Origin of the sequence: Wandonia haliotis (assembly GCF_039523435.1) — a bacterium.
Lineage (GTDB): Bacteria > Bacteroidota > Bacteroidia > Flavobacteriales_D > Crocinitomicaceae > Wandonia > Wandonia haliotis.
Map to the genome: position 1 here is coordinate 187,096 of NZ_BAAAFH010000007.1, position 20,674 is coordinate 207,769.

A 20,674-nucleotide genomic window follows, 5' to 3' on the forward strand; every position below is an offset into this window, starting at 1 on the left:
ATAATATGACATTGGTTGAAGGTGCTGTTACTGCTTCTTTTACTGCATCTGAATCCGGAAATTATGCACTCATGACCACAACCGGCTATTGTTCGGACACTTCAGACTGTGTTTACCTTACCGTTTGTGAGGAAATCAACACAACTATCTCTGTATCAGAAGATGGTGAAACAGTCTCATCAGAAATTATAGCAGACGCATTCCAATGGATCAACTGTGCAGATGAAACTGAGATTGAGGGAGCGACTACCCACTCATATACTGCTACAGAATCCGGAGAATATGCTTTAATTATTACAATAGGCATGTGCTCTGACACTTCAGAGTGTGTAACACTTACTTCAGGCACTACCAACTCAATTTCTGATTTAGAGAAAATTAATTTTTCGATTTACCCCAACCCTGCAAGTGCCTATTTTGAAATTGTAACAAATGAATCAGCTGATTTTACACTGTTAGATATGACTGGTGCTGAAATCCTTCATTTTTCAGCTCAGGCTCAGGAAAAAACACAAATTTCTGTGGATCAATTATCCCCGGGGATTTATTTTATCCGTCCCAATTCTATCAGCGAATTCTCCAGAAAAATAATAATTCGTTAGTAGTAAGCAGTAGCTATAAACCCAAAATAAAACCGGAGCTTTAGGCTCCGGTTTTATTTTATTCTAGGTTTTGAGAAAGAATTTACATTCCCCAACCCGCTCCTATTTCGTCAATCGTCATTCCCATCAATTCTGCCATTACTTTTGCTACTTCATCCAATTCCAAATGAAAATATTCCGAACTATTAAAAACAACCCAGTCTCCTTTAACTGACCAGTTTGTACTTCCTTTGCAACCATATACATCTACCTTAGGCATCTTATCATCATATTTACTGGACTTAATCCTTGCAACACCTTCCGAATCTGTTACAGAATTACCAATTGCAACACCTCCATAACGAATTTCTACTTCATGTCCTGCAACCGGATTTCCTTTCCAGGTTACTTTTAATTTAAGCTCTGTCATTCCAGTACTTGGTTCTCCAAAACAATTTCCTCCGGAAGAAGAACCGGAACCAGCGTTTTGTGTTTCCTTCTCCTCATCCTCTTTCTTTAACATATTATCAAAACGTTCTTCCCTTTCACGATCAGCTTTATCAAAAAAGTCCTGTCTCTCCTGGATAGCTGCTTGTGTCATCACCTGATCGTTGGCGGCATACTTCAAACTATATGCTCCATCTTTAGTTGGTTTCACTTTATATCCAACTTGTGAATACGATTGTGTTGACGGCACCATAATTTTACCTTCATACGTCGTTCCTTTTGATGTTGTTAACTTATAACTTCTCCTTCCGCTATCTACATAGATTATAGCGTTTCCGGTCATTTTATTAATTACAGGAAAACCATCAATATCCAATCGGAAACAAGTTCCATCCGGGCTGTACACCTTAACTTTCATCATCCCGGTTTGAGTTCCCATAAACGGATCGCATGCCGGAGTACTTACAGCATCTACAAAAACAGCATCTTTCGGATAACCAACCCGAACAGGATCTACTTCGATCGGTGTGAAATCTACTCTACCAAAAACCCCGTCAGTCTGACACGTAATCTCATCTGCTTCAGACAATAACGAATACTTCAGTTTTTCCGTATCACCCGGACGCAAAGCTACCGGTTTAGTATCGCTACTTTCGATTGTAACAAGCTCTCCGTTTGCCTTAAATTGTACTGAAGAGGGTGTAAAAACAATCATGTCATCATTATCACTTTCATAAGACACCTCTATTTGCAAACTAACTTTACCCTTTTTTGATGTAGCTTTCACTACATTCAATTTTATTCCATCCGAATCAACCGTTGTTACCTGATCCATTTTGATGGAAAAAGGACTTCCTGAAAGATATTCTCCGAAAAAGCCTTTTTTCAAACCATTTACCAACAGATTAAAATGATCTTTACGGTAATCCATATCACCTGCAACTTTAATTACACGAGACTCTTTGTCTCCCGGAAAAACTACCAGTTCTTTACTCCTTTTTGTCCAGTAAGTACCAATTCCATCATAATCAAAGCCCAGTTCATCCGAAGCAAAAAGAAAATAAGCATCTTTAGTTGTATTCTGGATAATCAGTTTTAATTTACAGTAATCTTCGGTTGCTACAATATCCACCGCATCTATTCTGTAATCCGTTGTTTTTACACTTGGTGGGTTGTCATATTTAATCTCGGATTGGGCTATAAGCGGCAGGTTACACCACACTAATGCTATAGCTAGTAATAGTCTATTCATAATGTTGTATCTCAAATAATTAACTTAACAAATATAATCGAATCTATTTATTTTCAATTCTTTTCCTCTCAGAAAAATAAATGATAAAAAAAGCTGTACTCAAGTTTGAGCACAGCTTTTTATACAGAAAAATAATTTTACTTTTTGATCACTCTTGATGTATATGATTTATTCTCATTCAAAACCGAGACAAAATAAATTCCAGTTTCGAATTCCCCCAAATCAACTTTATGAATTCCTCCTCCAGAAATCATTTCTTCCAGCACAACTCTTCCCAATCCATCAACAATACGAATTTGGTTATCCCCTTCAAAATGCTCTAAATTCAACCTTACTACACCTGACGTAGGATTTGGGTAAACCACTAAGCTTTTTCCAAGTCCGCTTTCCTCGTCAAGTCCGGCATAACTAGGTGTTTCTGATTCATTTAAATACACTTTCCAATACGGTACGGAACCTCCGGTTAACCATACAACCCCAGATGCATTGTCCTGCGCATCTACCATATCCGGCTTGTTGTCTCCGTTCATATCTATTACACTATAATTAGTGCTATTGACCTGATCCAACGATTGTGCATAGTCCTCTACTACAGGAACTGTCCAACTTTCTGCCGAACTGTTAAATCCAGATCCTGTATTCAAATACACTTTCCAATACGGTACAGAACCTCCGGTTAACCAGACAACCCCAGATGCATTGTCCTGCGCATCTACCATGTCCGGCTTGTTGTCCCCGTTCATATCTATCAGACTGTAGTTCGTTGAATTCACCTGATCCAACGATTGTGCGTAATCCTCTACGACAGGAATCGTCCAGTTCTGTGCCGTACTGCTAAATCCTGATCCTGTATTCAAATAAACCTTCCAATACGGTACAGAACCTCCGGTTAACCAGACAACCCCAGATGCATTGTCCTGCGCATCTACCATATCCGGTTTACCATCTCCGTTCATATCTACCAGACTGTAGTTCGTCGAGTTCACCTGATCCAATGATTGTGCATAATCCTCGACAACAGGGATCGTCCAACTTTCTGCCGAACTGTTAAATCCAGATCCTGTATTCAAATACACTTTCCAATACGGTACAGAACCTCCGGTTAACCATACAACCCCAGATGCATTATCCTGCGCATCTACCATGTCCGGTTTACCATCTCCGTTCATATCTATCAGACTGTAGTTCGTCGAGTTCACCTGATCCAATGATTGTGCATAATCCTCTACGACAGGAATCGTCCAGTTCTGTGCCGTACTGCTAAATCCTGATCCTGTATTCAAATACACCTTCCAATACGGTACAGAACCTCCGGTTAACCATACAACTCCAGATGCATTGTCCTGCGCATCTACCAAATCCGGTTTACCATCTCCGTTCATATCTATCAGACTGTAGTTCGTTGAGTTCACCTGATCCAATGATTGTGCATAATCCTCTACGACAGGAATCGTCCAGTTCTGTGCCGTACTGCTAAATCCTGATCCTGTATTCAAATACACCTTCCAATACGGTACGGAACCTCCGGTTAACCATACAACCCCAGATGCATTGTCCTGCGCATCAACCATATCCGGTTTACCATCTCCGTTCATATCTATCAGACTGTAGTTCGTTGAATTCACCTGATCCAATGATTGTGCATAATCCTCGACAACAGGGATCGTCCAGTTTTGAGGCGTTAAATTAAACTGAGCCATAAGTCCAACACTGACTATAGAGCTACAGGAAAGTAGTAATAATTTTTTCATTTTTATTTTATTGTAGTGGGGCAAATATAAAAATATCTTACAGCAAAAATAAAGCTCGAAACAAAAATAAACAGCAGATTATCAACAAATTGCAACACCACCTTTATTTATCAGGGTTTGGTGAGACTATCTGTAATAAATTGTACTTTTACTCTATGGACAATCTTCTTTCGGGGCATACCAATGGATTAAACAAACTTGTAACTGAAGCAAAATTAAACGGAGTTACCTTACAGAACAGGATCATTAAAGCAGCTACTTTCGAGTCCATGCTGGATACAGCTAATACGATTAGTGACCGGTGTATTGAATTTCATGAGAGTTTTGCTTCGGGAGGAGTTGGGATGACGACATTAGCTTATTGCGCTCCTGAACCTGATGGAAGAATGATGGAGCACTATATGTATATCCGGGAAGAAATCCATCCACAATTAAAGAAACTAGCAGATACAGTTCACAAACACGGAACCAAACTATCGGGACAAATTGCCCACTGCGGAGCGTTCAGTAGGAACAAAAAACTCTCCCGAAAACGTCCGATCGGGCCAACGACAATGTTCAATCCTATTGGCATACCATACGGCTCATTCCTTACCCGGGGCATGAATGAACAAGTAATGAGAGAGGTTGCTACCAGCTTTGCCCGTGCTGCCGGCATACTAAAAAACGCAGGATTTGATGCTGTCGAAATTCATTTTGGCCACGGATACTTGCTCAGTCAGTTTATCAGTCCGCTTACCAATAAACGTAAGGATAAATATGGCGGTTGTATTGAAAACAGAATGCGATTTCCTCTACAGGTACTGGAATACGTCAGAAAGGAAGTCGGAACTGACTTTCCTATTCTCGGAAAGATTACCATGTATGATGATGTAAAAGGAGGTATCAGTCTCGAAGACGGACTATCTACTGCCCGATTACTGGATCAGGCAGGAATTGACGGGGTCATTTTAAGTGCCGGGACCAGTAGTCAAAACCCCATGCTATTATTTCACGGTCAATCTATTTTGAAGGACTTACTAAAATATGAAAGAAACCCATTGATCCGACTAGGTATGAAAATGCTTGGAAAATCGATGTTTAAGGACTACCCTTACCATGAACTCTACTTGTTGGATGCCGCCCGTAAATTCAGAGATTCGGTCAATTGTAACCTGATCTATATTGGCGGTGCTACGGAACCCGAAAGTATGGAAAAAATCATGAATATGGGATTCGATTTTATTCAATTCGGGCGACCTCTTCTCAGAGACCCTGCCATGCCTAAGCACCTCATTGAATTAGGAATGAAATATAGTAACGGATGTGATCACTGCAATCGTTGTGCTCCCTTAATGAATGCTCCTGAAGGGATTCATTGTGTATTACCCGAATGGGAGCATACGGAAAAATAAAGCCCCTTATTTTCGAGGTCTTTTCTTACCCATAAACAACTTAAACAAAAGTAATCCCAAAAAAAAGCCAACTAAAAAAAGTATGATGGTATTTGAATTCAAAGTCAATCTTTTTGATACTTTCAATTTTGTCAGGCAAGTACATCCCTAATCTCTTCAGTTTTATCAAATACGCTTTTCGCAAAAGGACAAAGCGGTACAATTTTCACTTGATTCTCCCGGGCAAATTCTACCGCCTTCATAACCATTTTTTTCCCTACACTCTTTCCCTTAAATTCAGGATTTACTTCTGTATGATCAATGATTATTTTCTCTTTTCCGGCCCAGGAGTAAGTCATTCTTCCTGCTTCCTTCCCCTCTTCTTCCGCCTTAAAAAAACCTTTATTCTCCCTGTCAAACTGCTTTATTTCCATAATTATCTCTTTTATTCTTTTGAAAATTGAAACTCCATTCCCCGTTGTTTTAATACAATTGTTTTTTCTCCGGGATTAAACTCCAGAACAACTCCCGCCGGATCAAATGAGAAGATGTGTTCATCTACAGGTTCCAAAGGAAAAGCCGATTGACCGGTAGCCTGTGCTGTCAATCCCTGATCTTCTTTCAAAATCGTAATTTTTAAAGGAATCTGCTCCGATCCATACACTCCGGTATATATCTCTAAGTCAACAGAGCTAATATCATATATTGTAAACTCCGGAATATCGTAGGGTTGGTCGAACACAGCACTTAACACAGCTATGGAAATGGCATTGAACTCATAATTAAGGCCATTATAGACCATTGCAAAAGAAACGTTATCTTCCGGGAAATAGGAGAAAACGGAACCAAATCCATCAATCCCTCCGGTATGACCATATGCTGTTCTTTCACCAAAAGGAACCGTAAATAACCCCATTCCAAACCCATCTTTCAGTGACATCATCTTCTCCAGGCTTTTCTTGCTTATCAATTTACCTGAAAAAAGAGCATCGCTGAATACTACAAGATCTGCCGGTGTCGAAACAATTGCTCCTGCTCCCACAGGAACGGTCATATCTGTCACAGAAGCAAGCTCCCAACCTCTTTTGTACCAATACGATTTACTTTCCCCTTTGGAAGTATCCAATTCTTCTCCTACATACGTTTGCTTTAACTGCAAAGGATCTGCTACATATTCCTTGACCAACGCACTATACGAACGCCCGTATATATCTTCCAGAATATAGGTCAGAAGCACAAAATTGGAATTACTATACTCAGCTTTAGTGTCTGGAGCAAAATCACTTCCTCCATCAACAATAATCTTTATCATTTCCTTTCTGGATCGGGCTTCCGTACTCCACTCCAGATACGACTCATCATTTGTAAAACTATGGATTCCGCTTCGGTGGTTTAACAGGTTTTCAATCGTTATTTTATCTGCATGTTTTACTTTAGGAAAGAAAGATTTGATTGTCTGATCCAGTTCTAGCTTCCCCTCTTCAATAGCTTTAAAGACCAGTATCGTCGTAAATGTTTTTGATATAGAACCAATTCTGTACTTTGTATTTTCATTTGCTTTTACAGAACTTTCAACATCCGAATATCCTACCGTTCGTTTATAAATCAATTCTCCTCCTCTGGAAACGGCAACACTTCCCATAAACTTATTGTTCTCCTCCAAAGCATCAAAATAGCGGTCCAGTTTTGTTGTGTTCAGCTCCTGAGCAATTACAGAATGCCCTGTTAACAATAAACAGATTGTAAAAAGTATTTGTAAAACCTTCATTATTCTTATCATTTGTAGTTGTTCTAAAAGTCAAAGGAAACTTTACATCCTGCTTTTAATTATAAAACAGAAGTACTAATGTACAATTTTCAAGTTTTACAACCAATAAACAAGCCTATTTCGACAAGTGTCTTTCTTGTACCGTTAAAGAATGCTAAATTTCTCTTTTTTCTAAGTAAAATATCCCTCTAGACTCCCGCATATTTTTATATTTACAATACAATTTCTGTCAAAATGGACACGTCTAAAAAGAAAGTGGTTATCGTAGGAGCAGGATTTGCAGGTCTGCGATTAGCCAAAAAACTTTCCCCTAAATTTTTCCAGGTTATTCTACTGGATAAAAACAACTATCATCAGTTTCAACCCCTGCTTTATCAGGTTTCTACCTGTGGTCTGGAACCAAGCAGTATCAGTTTCCCTCTCAGGAAGATCTTTCAGAAATACTCCAATGTTTCGATCCGTGTAGCAGAGGTCACTGCTGTTGATAAAGATAACCAGACAGTAGAAACAACCATAGGTAGCATTTCGTACGATTATTTAATATTAGCTTATGGTGCAACTACCAATTTCTTTAATAATGAACAGGTAGAAAGTAATTCTTTCTCTATGAAATCAGTCTCAGAAGCACTACTCCTGAGAAATACCTTACTGATGAATTATGAAAAAGCACTCAACGAGACTGATAAAGAAAAGAGAAGTGCGTTATTAAATGTTGTTATTGTTGGCGGGGGACCTACAGGGGTTGAACTGGCAGGAGCTGTCGCTGAAATGAAGCTCAAAATACTTCCTAAAGATTACCCCGAAATCGATTTTCAGGAGATGAATATTTACCTGATTGAAGCCGGTCCCAAATTACTAGGGGGAATGTCTTCCAAATCAGGAGGCACCGTCTTTGAATATCTAGAAGAACTGGGGGTAAATGTCTGGTTAAATACAGCCGTAAAAGACTATGACGGGGAACATGCACACCTGAGTAATGATCAAACACTTACCAGTAATTGCCTGATCTGGGCTGCCGGAGTAAAAGGTAGCCGGCTTCAGGGATTACCGCAGGAAGTATATGCTCCTAATGAACGGATTTTAGTTGATACTTTTAACCGGGTTAAGGGAATGGGGAACATTTTTGCCATAGGTGACATCGCATTAATGAGTTCCGAAAAATTTCCGAAAGGACACCCTCAGGTAGCTCCGGCAGCCATTCAGCAAGCCGAACTACTTGCTGATAACCTGATAAGAATTCAATCCAATAAGCTTCTTAAAGCATTCCATTATGTGGATAAAGGCAGTATGGCTACTGTAGGTAGAAATAAAGCTACAGCAGAAATTAAAAAAATGAAATTTTCAGGATTCATTGCGTGGTTTATCTGGATGGCTGTGCACCTGATGTCTATTGTTGGCGTAAAAAATCGCCTCTTTATTTTTGTGAACTGGGTTTGGCAGTATTTTACATACGATCCTTCCTTACGGTTAATTATCAAATCTTCGGAGAAAAAGATGAATAACGACCATCAAACAGACCAAAACACATGATAAATTCAAGTATTCTACTGACACTTTTCTCCTTGTTTATTCTCTCTTGCTTCAAGCAGAATAATTCCAATACGCCCCTTACTGAAATTTCCAATAATAAGGAGAGTCTCAACCCGGACTCACTTGAAATCATGGAGTTTTTTACAAATCATCACACACCAAAAGAAGCAAGTGAAAGTATAGGGACGGTTGCAGAAGGAAAGCTTAAACATGGAAAACTAATTCCTTTCTATGGTGAAAATTACACCTACTTTGATAAAGACAGTTATCTGGCTTCCCGTGCTTTTACTCATGAAAAAATCTACTCTATTATTCTTGATTCTTATGCCGATCTTTTAGAAACCCATCCGAATCGGAAGTTCTTTTTGATGGAATTGTCCCGAAAAGAGGGTGGAGAAATTTTTCCTCATCGAACGCACCAAAATGGGCTGAGTGTCGATTTTATGATGCCAAAACTCAAAAACGGACTTCCCTGTTATACACTGGATTCATTAGGAAAAAGTCATTATTTACTGGAATTTAACGATCAGGGTGAATACGTAGAAGATACTAGTATAAAAATTGATTTTGATCTTGTAGCTGAACACATCCTTTCGCTAAATAAAAATGCAAACAAGTTGGGGTACAAAATTCAAAAAGTGATTATTAAAGTTTCTCTTAAAGATGAGCTGTTCAAAACCAGTCACGGACAAAAACTGAAAAACAGCTCTATTTATATCGTGAAGAGTTTAACTCCTCTCATTAATAATCTCCACGATGATCATTATCATATTGATTTCCAGAAAATCTAAGTCACGTTCACTTTTTTTTCAGAGATTACTTAAGCAAAATTTTATTCGTATTAAGGTCTTTTTAAGGTTACCATTCTGATCTTCGCCGCATAGAAGCGAAGAAAATGGCAATACCTTATCACATACGATTTCTGTTCATTCTACTTTTTTCCTTTTCAGTTGTACATGCACAGGATACACTACGACTTCATCGTGAGCAATGTGAGGCTATTCTACTAAAAGAGAACCTTACACTTTTGGCTCAACAGCTAGAGATATCTCAGTCCGAAGCGCAGGTGATACAGGCAAAACTATGGCCAAACCCAACACTTGAGTTAGATGAAATCAATTTATGGACCTCACAAAAAGGAACTAATAACCTTAGTTATTTTGGAGATGAGCTTCCACCCTTAGCAGGAAACTTTGGAAGAAATCAACAAATTAGTATTTCTCTGGAACAGGTTATAAAGACCGCGGGGAAGCGCAAAAAGCTCATCGCACTGGAGCAGGTTAATGTAGACAAAAGCAGACAATATTTTGAAGATGTTATCCGTAACCTGAAACTGGAATTCCGTAAACAACTTACACAGCTCCAGTATCAGGAATTACTCAAAAACACGTATAGTAGACAATTATCCTCTATACGTCAGCTTACAAAGGCGTATCAACATCAGGTTGAACAAGGTCATCTCCCTAAAGGAGAATACATTCGTTTGAAAGCGCTTGAGCTGGAAATCTCCAGAGAAATTCACACAATAAACTCTATCATTAACGAAGTACAAACTGAGTTGAAGGTGTTGATGCATCTGCCTCCTGATGTCACTTTACAACTCACTCCGGAAGGATTTTTTGTAGATACTGAAATTTATCAGAGTGTAAATGCTTCATCACTATTGGAAGAAGCGCAAAAATATCGACCGGATTTAAAAATTGCCGAGCTTGAAATTACTTTTCAGGACAAACTATATACCTATGAACGTGCACAACGTATCCCTGACATCACATTAAAAGGAGGATACGACAGAGGAGGAAACTTCATGTATAACTTCATCGGTTTCGGGCTATCTGTCGACCTTCCTTTTTTTAACCGGAATCAGGGAAACATCAGGCAGGCAGAATTCGGAAGGGAAATCGCTGCAATTCAATTCAGACACCTCAATAACACGATAGAGAATGAAATCATTCTATGTTATCGCAACCTTATGAATACCGTTGAATTCACCAATACAATTGACCCCGGTTTTGAGACAATACTCGATGACCTGCTTACCGGGTACACTCAAAATTTTTCGAATCGCAATATCAGTCTTCTCGAATACCTTGATTTTTTAGATAGTTATCTGGAAAACAAACAAATCATTTTTGAAACCGGAAAAGAACTCCATGAAAAAACGGAAGAACTCAACTATGTTCTTGGAAAAGACCTTGTGAAATAAAAAACAAATCACATGAAACGTAAAAAAATAATACACTATATAATTCTCTCGGCTATTGTCCTTACAGGTTGTGGAAATGAAAAAACAGGGCTGACACCATCCCACAAGGAACCATTCTGTCTGAATGCGGCTATGAAGAAAAAATCAGAATTCTCGGAGGCTCAGAAAGAACAGGTTACCGAAGGACTTCATCTGACCGGATCTGTAGAATCCAACCCGGATCAAGTCATTCACTTTGTCAGTCTGGTAGGAGGTATCATTACGAACACTTCCTTTTCATTAGGTGACGAAGTAAAGAAAGGACAAGTTCTGGCCGAGTTGCGAAGTCCTGAATTAAGCAGTTTGCAGGCTGAACAAAAAAATCTGGAAGCTCTTATTCGTGTTGCACAACAAAAACTGGAGGCCACACAATCGATGTATAGTGATGGGATCTCGTCACAAAAAGAACTGCTGGAAGCGCAAAGTGAACTGGATATTTTGAAATCCGAGAGAGAAAAAGTGAAGGCAAACTTAAATCTCTTCAGTGCCAGTCCTGAGAAAAACGTTTTTCAAATTAAAGCTCCTGTATCGGGAATTATCACTGCCAAATCAATTGCCTCAGGAACCCAGATATCAGCAGAATCGGAACCTTTATTTACCATTTCAGATTTGAGTGAAGTATGGGTGATGGCTAACGTATATGCAACAAATGTACAGAATATTGAAACCGGAATTCCTGTCGAGATCAGAACCCTATCCTACCCGGGCGAGGTTTTTAGAGGCCAGGTTAATGCTATTTCACAAGTATATGACAATGAAGCACGCGTTCTGAAAGCACGTATTATTTTACCGAATCCTGAGTTAAAATTAAAACCCGGCATGCCCGTTGACATAATTGCTATCCGGCAGTTGGAAAAAGAAGCCGTGAGCATCCCCACACAGTCTATTGTTTTTGATGACAATAAAAACTACGTTGTCATTTACAAATCAGATTGCGAACTGGAGATACGGGAAATTGACCTACTCTCCAAAAACAACGGAACGAGCTTTATTTCGGAAGGTGTTCTTGAGCACGAAAAGGTTCTCTCTAAAAACCAGTTGTTACTATACGAGCAACTCAAAAATTTTATGGATCGGTAATTTCATTTCCACACCCGGTCGTTAACTTTCAATTACTGATATGCAAAAGTTTGTCCAACGCATAGTAGCCTTTTCCCTGAAAAATTCTGTCATTGTATTTTTCTTTACTGCACTATTACTTATTGCAGGGATTTACAGTTACATTCATACTCCGATAGAAGCATTCCCTGATGTTACAAACACCAGAGCTCGTATCATTACCCAATGGCCGGGAAGAAGTGCTGAGGAAGTTGAAAAATTTGTCACGCTTCCCCTGATGAAACAGATGAACACCATTCCTAAAAAGTCGGAAGTTCGCTCTATTTCACTATTTGGATTATCCGTCGTAACTGTAATTTTTGACGAAGATGTGGACGACTTTTATGCACAACAATATGCTGCGAACCGTTTACAGGGCATAGAGCTTCCGGAAGGAACAGATCCTGAAATAGAACCACCCTACGGAGCTACGGGCGAAATATTCCGGTATGTACTTAAAAGTAAACGTCCGGTGAAGGAGCTTGCCGCCCTCCACGACTGGGTAATTGAACGTGAATTGGTATCCGTCCCGGGAGTTGCCGATGTCGTCAGTTTCGGAGGAGAAGAGAAAATCTATGAAATAAAAATTAATCCCACTGAACTTCTTAATTATGATCTTTCCCCTCTGGAAGTATTTGAAGCTGTTTCGAAAAGTAATATCAATGTCGGAGGAGATGTTATTGAACGTGGAGATCAGGCGTATGTGGTTCGCGGTGTCGGATTACTGGAGAGTATTGAGGATATTGAAAATATCCTGATTGAAGTAAGAGGAACAACACCTATACTGGTAAAACACGTTGCTGAAGTCAAAGTTTCGGCTAAGCCACGATTAGGAGTCGTTGGTCTTCAGGACGAAGAAGATCTGGTTGAGGGAATCGTTATTATGCTCAGGGGAGAAAATCCTGGAGATGTCATTGAACGGCTGAAAGAGAAAATTGAAGATCTCAATGACCGTATTCTTCCCAAGGATGTGAAAATTGAGCCTTTTATAGATAGAACGGAACTTGTAAACACGACTGTAAGTACGGTAACAAAGAATCTGATCGAGGGAATCATTCTCGTTTCCATCATTGTATTTATCTTTCTCTACAACTGGCGACTGACCGTGATTGTAGCTTCAGTAATTCCCCTTGCTTTTTTATTTGCAATAGTCATGCTTCGCATTATGGGAATGCCAGCCAACCTCATCTCTATGGGGTCGCTGGACTTCGGGCTTCTGCTTGAGGGAGCTCTGGTCGTATCGGAAGTTGTCTTTGTAGGACTGGAAAAAAGAGCGCACCAACTGGGAATGGAACGCTTTAACCGTATTTCGAAGTCCGGTATTATTAAAAAAAGTGCCGGTAGTGTTGCTTCCTATATCTTTTTTGCTCTGTTAATTCTTATTATCGCGCTACTCCCCATTTTTTCGTTTCAAAAGGTAGAAGGAAAAATGTTCACTCCCCTGGCCTATACACTTGGGTTTGCATTACTGGGTTCACTCATTCTCAGTCTGACCTATGTACCCGCCATGTGTAAAGTGCTCTTAACAAAAAACATCGTCGAGAAAGATAACCTTATCACGCGAACATTTCGCAATGGTCTCTTTAAACTTTATCTCTATACCAACAAGCATAAAAAAGCAACCATACTCAGTTTTATAGGGCTTCTCTTCATTTGTATTTTCGGTTTTATGCATCACGGTTCCGAATTTCTTCCGAAACTAAATGAAGGAGCTATTTACATCCGGGCTACCTTGCCAAACAGTGTTAATATCGAAGAATCACAACGACTGGCCCGGGAAATGAAAACTGATCTCCGCAAATTTGAAGAAGTAAAATTTGTACTGAATCAGGTCGGTCGTCCGAATGACGGGACCGATCCAACCGGGTTCTTTAATATTGAATTTCATATTCAATTGTATCCGGAAAATGAATGGGACAGAAAAATCGGAAAAGACGATCTTATTGAAGAAATGCGAAAAACGCTGCAACAGTATCCGGGAATTGTATTCGGTTTCAGCCAACCCATACAGGATAACGTTGAAGAATATGTAGCAGGGGTAAAAAGCTCACTTGTTATTAAAATATTTGGAGAAGACCTCTTTGAACTGGAAGAATATGCCGGGCAGGTAGCTGATGCAATTAAAGATATTCCCGGAATAGAGGATTTGAACGTCTACAGAAATATCGGTTTACCGGAGTTGCGCATCAAGCTACACGATCACAAACTTGCCCGCTATGGTGTTGATATATCCGATGCACAGGCAGTTGTAGAAATGACCATCGGAGGACGAGCCGCTACACATTTCTATGAAAACGAACGGGTATTTGACGTTCGGTTACGCTTCTCTAAGGAGTATAGAGATGATGAAACAAAAATCGGGGAAATCCTCATTCCTACGAAAGACAATCGTAAGATTCCTCTCAAAGAAATAGCAACGATTGAGTACATCACCGGACCTACATTCATTTACAGAGAAGGGAGTAGTCGCTATATTGCCGTTGGATTTAGTATAGAAGGGCGTGATCTGGGAAGCACTATTACTGAAGCCAAGGCAAAAGTTGCTCAGGATGTCCAGCTCCCGGAAGCTAACAAAATGGAATGGGCCGGAGAATTTGAATCCAAGGAAAGGGCAACACGACAACTTGCCATGATTGTTCCCGTATCATTATTGCTCATTATGTTCCTGTTATGGTTGAACTTTAATGGTAACAGAAAAGACACACTGGTTTCTTTTCTTGTCCTTCCTTTTGCCTTTATCGGTGGTTATCTGTCGCTGTGGATTACAGGAACGACCTTTGGTATCTCTGCAGGAATCGGATTTATTATCCTATTCGGAGTTGCCACGATTGACGGAATTGTACTCATCGGAAACATACGACAACATCTGGACAGGCGCGTTCCTCTCAAAGATGCTATTTCCAAAGCTGTTTACAGTCGAATCCGTCCTATAGTAATGATCGCTTTGATGGGATCTATGGGACTACTTCCCGCTGCCTTGTCATCCGGTATGGGGTCTGAAATTCAAAAGCCATTAGCAATAATGATTGTAGGAGGTCTGATCGTTTGTATGTTATTATCACTTACCGTTCTTCCTCAAGTCTATTACATGGTATACCGGAAAGAAGAGAAAAGCAAATAATAAAAAACAACCCTGCCCGATTTCAGGCAGGGTTGTAATAACTATTCAATAATTTTACTTTTATTCAAAGACATTCACTTCACATGAATAATCCACCCCAAGAACACTTCCGCTATCATCACACTGTTCCTGAGCTTCTTTTAAGGTTTTGTTCTCAATTGTCTCTGTATATGTCAACGAACCGGCTTCGCACTCGCACGCCCAGTCTTTTTTACATGAAACAAGAAATCCTCCCACCACAACTAAAATAAGTACCTTTTTCATAACCTTGTTTTTTTACGTTTAACTCCATTCAGTATAGCAATTATTATGCACATCAGCATAATAATTAACATTTTTTAAAAAAATAATCTATTAACGTAAATGCAGTTTTCAGCTAAAAAAAGAAGAAAATTATTACAATCCTTTTAACACAACCCGTTTACTTCTATCTGACTTCAACCAGTTTTGAATAACAAAGAAATCCGGTAATATTGTCCGGTCAATGGTACCATCAATAATATGATTAACATAGGAAGAACTTTTGGTCTTTAAGAAAAAGCGTTTCGTATAAAGTGTACCCAAGACCGACCCGTTTAGTTGCGTTTCTCCTTCGTTATAAACCATCCCGGCAACGACTGCATCCTCATCTATCCTGATTTTAACAGGATTCCGGTAATCCGGAGACGTGGAAGTAATCAGAATACTACCGTTTACACGTGCTTTACCGGCTATATTGACGGCTGCTTCAAATACTCTTCTTCTGGCATCGTCTCTGTCCTGTAAAAAAACAGACGAAGGAAAATGTAAGTCTACTTGTTCTTCAATCTCCACTCTTTCTGTTGCATACAGTTGTAAACTACCTGAAAATCCTTTTTCGATCCGGATAACAGGCGCAATCAACAGAATATTATCCAGTTTCGATGATTTCCCCACGAAAATTGAGTCGGAAGAACTGAAAATCATATTTCCGGAAACATTAATATTTTCCAAATGTATCGGGTTGACAGACTCGTATAAAACGGTATTATTTGTAAACTCAACTATGGTATCATCCGGAATTTGGTAGATCATATCAAAGTCATATTCTCTGAAAAAATCGCGTACATCAATCTGTGCTATGACGTCTGATAACTCAGGTAAATATCTGTCCGAGATCTCTTTATTCCCGTAATATAATTTATCTCCCTTAAAGTTTTTACCTTCTACATAAGCACGCTCTATGCCGCGTTTTGGCAGGAAAACATTTCCCCTGATTTTCGTCGTACCTGTTACTTTTAGTGGTTGATCGGTATCGGCCAGATATAAGGCGGTAGTGTTATCCAGTCGGCTTCCGATGAGAAATGATTTGGTTCGGGAATAATTATTTCTTCCGGATGTTACTGAAATAATACGAAAAATCCCCCAGGGTTTGTCCGTAATGGAAACTGTATCCTGCCCCATAAGAATCTGGTCAGTACCTTCAGAAGGATTCGCCAGTCCGTAACTTAACCCCGAATACAGATTGGTGAGTACCTGTTCCTTATTTTGCTGAGTGGTTATTAACCATCGGCTCCCGGAAGCAATCATGATAATAGCAAAACAAAACAATGCTACAAATAGCATCAGCAGCACAGCATAGGTCATTGCTGAGGCACGAATCATTTCTTCTTCTCTTTTTTTCCGGGCTTTTGGCTCTTTTTATTTGTGGGCTGCTTGTCCTCTTTCTTTGGTTTCTGTTGCTTTTCTTTCCCCTTCTCTTTTACCTCCCGCTTCTTTTTCTTACTCTCTTTATCTTTCGTGCCCTTTTCCTTTTCTTCTTCTTTTTTTTCTTTTTTCTTAAACCACTCTTTCATCGAAAATGGTTTCCGGTCCGTCTTTTGTCCCTCCTTATAAAATTCTATCGTGCCTTCTTCATTTATCTGTTTACCATGCAGCTTACCTTTTTTATAGTGTTGTGTGGTCTTTGTCCCACTCTCACTAATTACAGTGCGTTTTCCATGCAATTCTCCCTCGTTAAATCGCTCAGTAACAATACGTCCGTCTTCTGTTTTTACCTGACTATATACAACCGATCCGGTGCGATCCAATACCTGTTCAGATACAGAATCCTGAATAATTTTTTTATTCCCTTTGAACTCTATCTGTTTTTCAAGTTTACCCAGCGTATCAAATACCTCCAGACGCCCTTTACTTTCGCCCTTGGAAAATTGCTCAATCTTCTGTAAAGCCCCATTTTCATACCAGTAGGTCCATTTTCCATGTTTTAATCCTCTGGAAAAAGAACCTCGGGCCGCTAATTGTTTGTTCGAATAAAACTGCTCGTACACACCGTGCAGTAATTGCCCCCCCGCACCACCTTGCGTACTCATTACTTCCTGGGATTTATACCAGAAATATCTCTTTGCTTTATCAAATTTTCTCGGCTCTTTTTTATCTCTGTCAAGCACATGAAACTGAAAAAATTCTCCATTATTTCTGATACTTCTGAAATTCGAAATATCCGGAATCTTCTGAGCAAATCCATCGGCTGTATGTAACAGTTGGAAGCATAAAATAACGAGAAATAGAACCTTTGTATTCATTCTGTTGATCTGTATAACCGTTTAATCACGTCAAAGTTAAGATTGAAATGCAATTATAAAAATTAAAAGTCACTCTACTTCCCGTCATCAACTCAAAAATCACTTACTATCACAATTCATTGCTGCATTTCCCGGACTCATAGATTTATCGCAAATAACTATATTTGTAATCACACATTTTTTGAACAGTTAAATAGAAAAAATATGATACGAGCCAATGACCCGCAATTAACTTCCTGGATTGATGTTCCGGAAAATTCAGACTTCCCGATTCAGAATATTCCTTTCGGGGTATTTAAAACAGACACACTGAGTCCGCGCGTGGGATCACGCATCGGGGACTATATCATTGATCTGAAAAGTTTATTTGTATTGGGTTATTTCGAAAATCTTCCCTTCTCAGCAGAGGATTTTGATACCTTTTCTTTAAATAACCTGATGCGACATGGGAAAAAAGCAACAAGTGATCTACGGAATAGAATTTCCAAACTTTTTGACTCAACACACACAGATCTGAAAAAGAATGACCATCATGTTTCGCAGGTTCTTATTGATGCAGATAAAGTTGAAATGCTTCTTCCGATCGAAGTTGGTGATTATACAGACTTCTATTCAAGCAGAGAACATGCCACCAATGTAGGAACAATGTTCCGCGATCCTAATAATGCGTTACTCCCCAACTGGCTTTGGCTTCCGGTAGGTTATCACGGTCGTTCTTCGTCTATTATTCCTTCGGGAGTAGCTGTTCACCGTCCTAAAGGACAGACCAAGCCGGACCCGGAAAAAAATCCGGTTTTCGGACCTTCTCAGCGGGTTGATTTCGAATTGGAAATGGCATTCATCACATTTGATGGAAAACCTCTTGGAGATTCAATTTCTACCGAAGAAGCCGAAAATTATATTTTTGGTATGTGTTTATTTAATGACTGGTCGGCACGGGATATTCAACAATGGGAATATGTTCCTCTAGGGCCGTTTCTGGCGAAAAACTTTGCATCTTCTATTTCTCCATGGATTGTTACTATGGATGCATTGGAACCCTACAAGGTGGAAGGACCGGAACAAGATCCCGAAGTTCTTACTTATCTGAAATACGAAGGAAAAAAATCTTACGATATTGCTTTACAGGTTGCTATTCAGCCGGAAAATGCTGCCGAAACAGTAATTTGTAACTCCAACTTCAAGTACATGTACTGGACGATGGTACAGCAACTTGCTCACCATACTGTAAACGGATGTAATATTCGCCGGGGAGATATGATGGGATCCGGAACCATTTCAGGTCCTACACCTGATTCGTACGGTTCTATGTTGGAGCTGGCCTGGAAAGGGACAAAACCGCTTACCATGAATGACGGTAGCGAACGAAAGTTCATCAACGATGGAGATACTGTTATCATGCGTGGTTATTGTCAGGCTGATGGTGTCAGAATCGGATTCGGAGAAGTTTCTACGAAATTACTTCAGGCAAAATAGAAATTGCCGGATCAGGATAAAAAAACGGGGAGCAATTATTGCTCCCCGTTTTTTAGTTTTTCAATTTCATTTCGATAGATGAAACAAGAATCCTGGTATTCTCCGATCTTGTCTTTCAATCGTACAATTTCTCCATAACGGGCATCAAACAGACGTTTTTCCGTCTCCAGTTCTTCCTGAAGCCCATTCATTTTTCCCTGCTGAAAAAACAACAGAATCATTACTCCCATTAATGCAAAAAACATAAACACAATTGCTAACCTCATAATCAACTATAATTTAAAAGTCAAACGGTGACTTTTCCGGTTGTTCATAATATGAATTATCATTCCGCTCCCGAATCACTACTCCGGGAAAATAAAATTTCAGTATTTGTTCAGCTGCAAAACCTGCTTTCGCCATGCGCATTGCACCTTCCTGACAAAGTCCTACTCCATGCCCAAATCCCCTCCCTTTCAGAACCACCTCATCACCTTCGGGAAAACAACTAAAAAAAGTTGATCTCAAATTAAACTTTGTCCGAATATCCCGCAGTGGAATCCCTAACTCAGGACCATGAAAGAAAGCCAGTCTTTCCGGTTGCGCAAACCAGTACAATTTTTCCTTGTATAAAGAATCATTTTCCGGATAAGCAAACTGCGCTACAAGATACGCTCTCCAATCTTTTTTTGGAATCCGTTTTTCCCAGGTAGCCTGCCGCGTATGAATACAAAACGTATCCCTGAATGACTTCAGGTAAGGAATAGCTTCATTCCAGACAAACTGAGGCTCACTGGTTTGTCCGCCGCAATTGGCATGAAAAAAGCCGTCAACCAGCTTTTTGTTTTCATCTTCCATAACCAGATTAGTCGTTTCTTCTACTGCTTTGTAAATTTCAGGAGTATAAGTTAAACGGTTATGATACGCCTGACAATGCACTTGATCACACAAATCAAAACCTTCCTTCCGGTGTCTTGTACTATATTTCACAGCATACGTTCGACTCATGATCGCCTGAACCTTGTAATATTCCTCTGCACGACCTCCGCCTCCTTCCGATTCAACAACGCCTGCCAGATAATCTGTCATGGAAACATGATTTATAATAGTCAGCTTATTTCCTGAAGCTACTATGGAAAAGTCATCGTCGTGCTTACGCTCTTTCAGAGAGGGCGATAGGCTCTTAATACGTAGCGCATGATTGGATCCCGTTGCCTTTAATTCGACTTTATTAAACTCCCCAATCAATACAACACCTTTGTTCAACTTTACTTTTCCACCTGGAATCACCTGCACAGAGACCGACTCCGTGGGTAAAATCGCTCCAAACGGACTTCCATCCCCATAGATCAGATAACTTCCTTCAAAATAAGAGAACAAAACACGGGAACAATTTGTGTTCCGAAGAATTCCAATACGAACATTCTGAGCATTTAGTCCCAGGGACAACAACACCATGATTATCAACAGAAATGCACGCATAACACACAAATTTACAGTATGTACTGGC

The 20,674-nt window shown here is 39.7% G+C and carries 17 protein-coding genes; 8 read left to right on the forward strand and 9 right to left on the reverse strand.

Annotation, left to right across the window (positions count from 1 at the left end; all coding sequences use genetic code 11):
• On the forward strand, positions 1–602 hold a 602-nt coding region (locus ABDZ97_RS06990), incomplete at its 5' end, for a T9SS type A sorting domain-containing protein (RefSeq protein WP_343785915.1).
• Between the two features lie 82 nt (positions 603–684).
• On the opposite strand, the gene ABDZ97_RS06995 is transcribed toward ABDZ97_RS06990, so the two are convergent.
• Together ABDZ97_RS06995 and ABDZ97_RS07000 are read right to left on the reverse strand one after the other, a co-directional pair.
• Positions 685–2,280, reverse strand: a complete 1,596-nt coding sequence (locus ABDZ97_RS06995; protein WP_343785917.1) for a hypothetical protein — start codon at positions 2,278–2,280, stop codon at positions 685–687.
• Positions 2,281–2,417: 137 nt separating this feature from the next.
• Entirely contained in the window at positions 2,418–4,031 is a 1,614-nt protein-coding gene (locus ABDZ97_RS07000; RefSeq protein ID WP_343785919.1) for a T9SS type A sorting domain-containing protein, read from the reverse strand.
• A 155-nt stretch (positions 4,032–4,186) separates the two neighbouring features.
• On the opposite strand from ABDZ97_RS07000, the gene ABDZ97_RS07005 reads away from it, so the two are divergent.
• Entirely contained in the window at positions 4,187–5,425 is a 1,239-nt protein-coding gene (locus tag ABDZ97_RS07005) for an NADH:flavin oxidoreductase (RefSeq protein WP_343785921.1), read from the forward strand.
• 131 nt (positions 5,426–5,556) lie between these two features.
• On the opposite strand, the gene ABDZ97_RS07010 is transcribed toward ABDZ97_RS07005, so the two are convergent.
• The gene (locus ABDZ97_RS07010; protein ID WP_343785923.1) at positions 5,557–5,838 is read right to left on the reverse strand and encodes a GNAT family N-acetyltransferase; all 282 of its coding nucleotides are present in this window, start codon (positions 5,836–5,838) and stop codon (positions 5,557–5,559) included.
• 11 nt (positions 5,839–5,849) lie between these two features.
• Positions 5,850–7,184 (reverse strand): serine hydrolase domain-containing protein, encoded by a 1,335-nt coding sequence (locus ABDZ97_RS07015; RefSeq protein WP_343785925.1) that lies wholly within the window; start codon positions 7,182–7,184, stop codon positions 5,850–5,852.
• Between the two features lie 222 nt (positions 7,185–7,406).
• Between ABDZ97_RS07015 and ABDZ97_RS07020 the strand changes: the two genes are divergently transcribed.
• The 5 genes from ABDZ97_RS07020 (at position 7,407) to ABDZ97_RS07040 (ending at position 15,166) form a co-directional block, all read left to right on the forward strand.
• On the forward strand, positions 7,407–8,702 hold the full coding sequence (locus ABDZ97_RS07020) for an NAD(P)/FAD-dependent oxidoreductase (RefSeq protein ID WP_343785927.1): 1,296 nt from the start codon (positions 7,407–7,409) through the stop codon (positions 8,700–8,702).
• Positions 8,699–9,493 carry a penicillin-insensitive murein endopeptidase gene (locus tag ABDZ97_RS07025; protein WP_343785929.1) on the forward strand — a complete coding sequence of 265 codons (795 nt, stop codon included), beginning with the start codon at positions 8,699–8,701 and terminating at the stop codon, positions 9,491–9,493. Before ABDZ97_RS07020 ends, ABDZ97_RS07025 begins: the two co-directional genes overlap by 4 nt.
• A gap of 104 nt (positions 9,494–9,597) precedes the next feature.
• Complete coding sequence (locus ABDZ97_RS07030) at positions 9,598–10,908, forward strand: TolC family protein (RefSeq protein ID WP_343785931.1); 1,311 nt, start codon at positions 9,598–9,600, stop codon at positions 10,906–10,908.
• Between the two features lie 12 nt (positions 10,909–10,920).
• Entirely contained in the window at positions 10,921–12,027 is a 1,107-nt protein-coding gene (locus ABDZ97_RS07035) for an efflux RND transporter periplasmic adaptor subunit (protein WP_343785933.1), read from the forward strand.
• A gap of 40 nt (positions 12,028–12,067) precedes the next feature.
• Positions 12,068–15,166 carry an efflux RND transporter permease subunit gene (locus tag ABDZ97_RS07040; protein ID WP_343785935.1) on the forward strand — a complete coding sequence of 1,033 codons (3,099 nt, stop codon included), beginning with the start codon at positions 12,068–12,070 and terminating at the stop codon, positions 15,164–15,166.
• 60 nt (positions 15,167–15,226) lie between these two features.
• Here ABDZ97_RS07040 and ABDZ97_RS07045 read toward each other — a convergent pair whose 3' ends face one another.
• From ABDZ97_RS07045 to ABDZ97_RS07055, 3 genes are all read right to left on the reverse strand, one after another.
• The gene (locus tag ABDZ97_RS07045) at positions 15,227–15,430 is read right to left on the reverse strand and encodes a hypothetical protein (protein WP_343785937.1); all 204 of its coding nucleotides are present in this window, start codon (positions 15,428–15,430) and stop codon (positions 15,227–15,229) included.
• A gap of 132 nt (positions 15,431–15,562) precedes the next feature.
• Complete coding sequence (locus tag ABDZ97_RS07050; protein WP_343785939.1) at positions 15,563–16,789, reverse strand: hypothetical protein; 1,227 nt, start codon at positions 16,787–16,789, stop codon at positions 15,563–15,565.
• Entirely contained in the window at positions 16,786–17,709 is a 924-nt protein-coding gene (locus ABDZ97_RS07055; RefSeq protein WP_343785941.1) for a toxin-antitoxin system YwqK family antitoxin, read from the reverse strand. The genes ABDZ97_RS07050 and ABDZ97_RS07055 overlap by 4 nt, the downstream gene beginning before the upstream one ends.
• A gap of 204 nt (positions 17,710–17,913) precedes the next feature.
• Here ABDZ97_RS07055 and fahA point away from each other — a divergent pair, with 204 nt between their 5' ends.
• On the forward strand, positions 17,914–19,185 hold the full coding sequence (gene fahA, locus ABDZ97_RS07060) for a fumarylacetoacetase (RefSeq protein WP_343785943.1): 1,272 nt from the start codon (positions 17,914–17,916) through the stop codon (positions 19,183–19,185).
• A gap of 35 nt (positions 19,186–19,220) precedes the next feature.
• Here the strand turns inward: fahA and ABDZ97_RS07065 are convergent, their stop codons facing one another.
• Together ABDZ97_RS07065 and ABDZ97_RS07070 are read right to left on the reverse strand one after the other, a co-directional pair.
• The gene (locus tag ABDZ97_RS07065; RefSeq protein ID WP_343785945.1) at positions 19,221–19,451 is read right to left on the reverse strand and encodes a hypothetical protein; all 231 of its coding nucleotides are present in this window, start codon (positions 19,449–19,451) and stop codon (positions 19,221–19,223) included.
• Positions 19,452–19,464: 13 nt separating this feature from the next.
• A complete protein-coding gene (locus tag ABDZ97_RS07070; RefSeq protein ID WP_343785947.1) occupies positions 19,465–20,646 on the reverse strand; it encodes a SpoIID/LytB domain-containing protein in 1,182 nt (393 codons plus the stop codon).
• Between the last annotated feature and the right edge of the window lie 28 nt (positions 20,647–20,674).